This is a genomic window from Vibrio sp. 03_296, assembly GCF_002265885.1.
This window is the reverse complement of record NZ_NPKW01000443.1, coordinates 1-503: the sequence shown is the minus strand read 5'-3', so window position 1 is coordinate 503 and position 503 is coordinate 1. Positions and strand designations below refer to the sequence as shown.

Genomic DNA, 503 nt, shown 5'->3' with positions numbered 1-503 from the left:
AGTGAAAAACGTCGCAGCAACGACGAGCCACAATACAATCCAAGGAACCTGTACGTCAGAAAAAGGGAATGGAATGGTCGAGAAGATCATTCCAACAAGGGTTGACGATAGGTGCCACGACCTCGTTGATTTTTTCATCCAAGCCGGCTGCTGAAGCGTTGAACGCCACAGTACTGCCTAACATGGCCAGCATTACATTTTTTACCATTGTGTATCCTGTCTGTTCTTTAATAGAAACGAATAATTATTATCTGATGTTGTGTTGTTACTTTTTTGTAACATTGTGCATTATTCTGAGTGATAACAATTTTGCAACACGTATTGATAGTTTTATGATCTACCCGTCACTACGTGATGTTCGTCGAAAAAATGCTTGATCCAAAGTGATTAGTTTGTATTTAGACAGGCAATCAAAGTCAAAGACGCAATTGTCCAACGCCTCGCTATTATGGGGTGGCGTGCTGCGATTTCTCTGAATCGCCTTTTTATCGGTGTTTTTGTAC

At 41.0% G+C, this 503-nt stretch carries 1 pseudogene; it reads right to left on the bottom strand.

Going from position 1 to position 503, the window contains the following annotated elements:
• Window positions 1-208: pseudogene (locus CIK04_RS25260) on the bottom strand (alanine glycine permease); the annotation flags it as partial.
• Window positions 209-503 lie beyond the last annotated feature (295 nt).